Origin of the sequence: Microcoleus sp. Pol14D4, from assembly GCF_036701245.1 — a bacterium.
In the GTDB taxonomy this organism is placed as follows: domain Bacteria; phylum Cyanobacteriota; class Cyanobacteriia; order Cyanobacteriales; family Microcoleaceae; genus Microcoleus.
On the sequence record NZ_JAUBQM010000169.1, the window covers coordinates 1 to 3,847 of the forward strand.

The 3,847-nt window shown below is 45.3% G+C and carries 4 protein-coding genes; 3 read left to right on the forward strand and 1 reads right to left on the reverse strand.

Annotation, left to right across the window (positions count from 1 at the left end):
• Nucleotides 1-236 (reverse strand): hypothetical protein (locus QUA33_RS27765; RefSeq protein ID WP_333152944.1); only part of this gene is annotated, 236 nt, incomplete at its 3' end.
• 235 nt (nucleotides 237-471) lie between these two features.
• On the opposite strand from QUA33_RS27765, the gene QUA33_RS27770 reads away from it, so the two are divergent.
• From QUA33_RS27770 to uvsE, 3 genes are all read left to right on the forward strand, one after another.
• Complete coding sequence (locus QUA33_RS27770; RefSeq protein ID WP_333101099.1) at nucleotides 472-2,124, forward strand: AarF/ABC1/UbiB kinase family protein; 1,653 nt, start codon at nucleotides 472-474, stop codon at nucleotides 2,122-2,124.
• A gap of 259 nt (nucleotides 2,125-2,383) precedes the next feature.
• Nucleotides 2,384-2,590, forward strand: coding sequence for a hypothetical protein (locus QUA33_RS27775; protein WP_333152946.1), 207 nt, complete (start codon nucleotides 2,384-2,386; stop codon nucleotides 2,588-2,590).
• Nucleotides 2,591-2,826: 236 nt separating this feature from the next.
• Nucleotides 2,827-3,762 (forward strand): UV DNA damage repair endonuclease UvsE, encoded by a 936-nt coding sequence (gene uvsE, locus QUA33_RS27780; RefSeq protein WP_333152948.1) that lies wholly within the window; start codon nucleotides 2,827-2,829, stop codon nucleotides 3,760-3,762.
• Nucleotides 3,763-3,847 lie beyond the last annotated feature (85 nt).

Below are 3,847 nucleotides of genomic sequence, written 5' to 3' on the forward strand. Positions count from 1 at the left end.
TTAATTGGGTCAACAGGTAAAAGATGAGTAATTTTACTCATTGACAATAGTGCTTTTAGCTTAACTTGTGAGTAATGGCGAGGAGGAGGAAATGAAGAGGATAATTGGCAACCGCTGTGTGCAGAATGTAATAACTTTAAAAGCACGGCTTGTCGAGGATGCCAACTTGAGTGTACACAGTGCGCCTGGGCATTTCCTGAAACTTTTGCCCCAATTAAAATCTCGGCTTCTGACATCCAAAAAATTAAGGCACTTGCTATTAAACAAGGAATTAGCTCAGAAGCTTTGTTAAGGGAAATAATTCAAAGCTACTTTAACCGCCAAACTTAACTGCTACCTCCCACGCCCCAAAACTCTCACGCCCATTCCCACCCTTTCCCCCAAGTTATTCCCCAAGACACTGGTCAGCCCGGTCAACAGCGCTATCCTAGTAGTTATATAGCCCTTAAACCCGATCGACCCGGAGGCCCCTTGTTTAGCCTAGTTCAAAACACTTCTCGCAAAGGAGAAATTCTAGAGGTCGTCTTCCGCAACGGTTGGGACTACATGAAAAGCCTCCTAACCGGCCGCAAAACCGACGCACCCAGTCTCCCAACTCCAGCAGTTCTCCGCAACATCCTCGTCGAATTAGGCCCAGTTTTTGTCAAATTGGGTCAATTGCTGAGCACCCGTCCCGACCTTTTACCGGCCAGCTATATCGAAACCCTCTCCACGCTACAAGCGGAAGTACCACCCGTACCGTGGTCGGAAGTAGAAGCCATCGTCAGAATGGAACTCACAAAATCTCTGGAAGATACCTTCGCTAAATTTAACACTCAGGCGATCGCCGCAGGTTCCATCGCCCAAACCCACAAAGCTACTTTAAAAGACGGTCGCGAAGTCGCCCTCAAAGTTCAGCGCCCCGGTATTGATATCGTCATCGAACAAGACATCGCCGTACTCCGAGGTTTGGCAGAACTTGTCATGCTCACAGACTTCGGTCAACAATACGATATTGTCGCCTTAGCAGAAGAATTTGCGATCGCCCTGCGTGCAGAATTAGACTTCATTCAAGAAGCCAGCTACACAGACGAACTGCGCCGCAATTTATCTAAAAGTCGCTGGTTTGACCCCACACAAGTTGTCCTACCAGAAATTAACTGGGAGTTAACTACAAAAAAACTCTTAGTAATGGAGTGGCTGAACGGAGTCCCAATTTTGTTAGGGGATTTGCAAGGAATTCGCCACAAAGGAGATGTAAATGCCGAACGCGAAGAAATTACAACGCTGCTTTGCCGCGTTTTCTTCCAGCAGTTGTACATCGACGGATTCTTTCACGCAGACCCGCATCCCGGCAATTTGTTTTATCTCAAAGATGGCCGGATAGCCCTGCTAGACTGCGGTATGGTCGGCAGATTAGACCCGCGCACTCAGCAGAATTTGACCGAAATGTTGCTGGCAATTGTCGATTTAGATGCTCAGCGCTGCGCTCAATTAACTTTGGAAATGGCAGAATTTGCTCAGCCGAAAAGTTTAGCAAACCTCGAAAACGATTTGGCTCGAATGCTACGCAAGTATTACAATGTGAGCTTGTCGCAAATGAACTTGTCGGAAATTTTTTATGAGGTGCTGGAAATCACCAGAAAAAATAAAATTCGGCTGCCCAGCAATCTCGGTTTGTATGCAAAAACTCTAGCTAATTTGGAAGGACTGGCACGCTCTTTTAATCCCCGGTTTAATATTGTAGAGCAGGTCAAACCGCTGATGACCGATATGTTTCGGCGTCAGTTATTAGGAGACGATCCAATCCAAGCTCTTTTAAGAACGGCCCTGGATCTGAAAAGCTTATCTTTGCAATCTCCGCGACAGGTGGAAGTGCTTTTAGACCGGGTTACTTCGGAAACTTTGAAGTGGAACTTGACATTAAAAGAACTCGACCCGCTACGCCGCACTCTAGGGGATTCTGCGAACCGACTTTCTTTTAGTATTGTCGTGGGTTCCTTGATTATAGGGGCAGCAATTATTTCTTCTAACGCACAAACTGCTCAGTTATCTTTTCTGAGCACTGGTTTGTTTGGGGCCGCGAGTTTTTTGGGTTTTTGGTTGATTATTAGCATTCTCAGGTCAGGGCGTTTGCGGAGTTGATTGAAAAGGAGAAATAGGAAAAATTAGGAGATATAGCAATCCTTTCGGTAAACGCGAAACAAGCTTTTTTTTCAACAAACCGCCAAGACGCTATTGAGGCGAATGTTGATAAGATAAGAGAAAAATTTCACAATTGATGCGAGGAGTGCTATAGCATCCTCAACTATTAAGCAACATCTCTGACTTAAGATAGGCGATCGCCCGCCGCCGCTAAGTCTAAGCTAGAAATTGTTAGATCAACCTAATTGAGGAAAAAAAGATGAGTAGCGGTCATGCCAGCCATAAAGGCTCTTCCACAAAACCCAATACCAACACTAACGGTCAAATTACATCCCCAGACGACCAACCCGCTGACCCGCTAAATCAAGAAACCTCCGGTTATCCGTTCCATAACGAAGCAATGGAAAATCCTGTTGCCACCGCGCGGCCCGACGAAGAGGCTGATTCTCGCCAAGAACAGCAATAGTTATATCGATTAAATTGTCATCGATATGCTATCTGCAAGGCGGTTCATTAGATGTTTGATAAAAAAAATCCCGTTTGTACTAATTACACCTTGCACTTCCAGAGTCCGCCAGCGATTTCAATCTCTGCCGGGCTCTTTAGGCAGGTTCAGTAGTACCTAAAAACTTCAAGACTAAAAACTCCAGTCGTTACGAAAAACCTATTTAACATAAAATTAAAGTTAGGGATTATTGCTAAATGAGCGGGATTAACCAAGTAGTGGAACAGGAAAAATTGCCGGAATTGGGATTAGTCTGTATTACAACATCCGATGCAGTGCGCTTTCGCACTGTCACCCGGAAGCGACTTTTACAGCTTTCAGAAACTGAACAAGAAACAGTATTGCGCGAGCTTTATACAGACAACTTAAAGCGGCTTGACAAAGCGATCGACTTCTGTTCTGCTAATCAGATTAAGCTCTACCGCATGACTTCTGCACTGTTCCCTTTTGCAGATACAGATTTGGGGGAAGCAGTGCTACACTCGATGACTGAAGAATTGCGGAATACCGGCGATCGCGCAATTTCCCTCAACATCCGTTTGGTACTCCACCCCGATCAATTTGTCGTCCTTAGTTCGGACAAGCTTTCTGTGGTTGAAAACAGCATTAAAATTCTGGCGACTCATGCTTTAATTTTAGATATGTTGGGACAGCCCCGATCGCCCCAGGCACTGATGAACATTCACGGCGGCAAGAGCGATCGCACTTCGCAGCTCAAATCAGTCATCCGCGACTTGCCAGAATCCATTCGATCGCGCTTAACCTTTGAAAATGACGAATACGCTTACAGTTCCTCGGAAATTTTAGAAGTTTGTCTCGATACCGGCGTACCAATGGTTTTTGACGCCCACCACCACGTCATTCACGAACATTTAGAAACTTACGACGATCCCAGCGTTGCCGAAATGCTTGCAGCAGCCCGCACAACTTGGTCTGTTCCTGAATGGCAATTAGTACACATATCGAATGGCAGAGAATTTTTTGCCGATCCGCGCCACAGCGATTTAATTACAGAAATGCCTAATTGTTATTATCAGGCTCCTTGGATTGAAGTAGAAGCTAAATTTAAAGAATTAGCTATTGAAAAGTTGCGCGCCGAATGGTTGTCTGCGAATGTTCCATCCACAATTTAGCAATGTGTCGTAGATACTGTCTTGACCTGTCAAGGGGTAGCAGTCAAATAATTAGGATCGAAAGGCTTTTGGGACTTTAAAATCC

What these genes read in the sequence shown, in the direction of transcription:
- QUA33_RS27775 (WP_333152946.1), top strand. Translation starts at nt 2,384, where the DNA reads ATGAGTAGCGGTCATGCCAGCCATAAAGGCTCTTCCACAAAACCCAAT.
- uvsE (WP_333152948.1), top strand. Translation starts at nt 2,827, where the DNA reads ATGAGCGGGATTAACCAAGTAGTGGAACAGGAAAAATTGCCGGAATTG.